1 protein-coding gene is annotated in these 245 nt (G+C 63.3%); it reads left to right on the top strand.

The window, feature by feature from the left end:
• Nucleotides 1–68 precede the first annotated feature (68 nt).
• Nucleotides 69–245, top strand: a 177-nt coding sequence (locus AAEY88_RS15065) for a DUF1804 family protein (RefSeq protein ID WP_350563692.1), incomplete at its 3' end; no start/stop codon positions are given.

Consider the following 245-nt stretch of genomic DNA (forward strand, 5'->3'; position numbering starts at 1 on the left):
GTGTAGCCGGTGGCGCGATGACGGCGCTGGTTGAAGTCGTGCGTTACTTCGCAACCAAGGGTTGACGCATGGCCCACGACCAAAAGGTCCGCAACCAGTTGCGTGCGAAATACCTGCAGGGCATGCCGCTGACGACGGCCGCAGACGTGTGCAAGGTGTCGTACCAGACCGCACGCAACTGGAAGCGCGCTTCGAAGGAGGCGGGCGACGATTGGGACATCGCGCGGTCGGCACAACGCATGTCC

Source organism: Psychrobacter sp. CAL346-MNA-CIBAN-0220 (genome assembly GCF_040309805.1).
In the GTDB taxonomy this organism is placed as follows: domain Bacteria; phylum Pseudomonadota; class Gammaproteobacteria; order Pseudomonadales; family Moraxellaceae; genus Psychrobacter.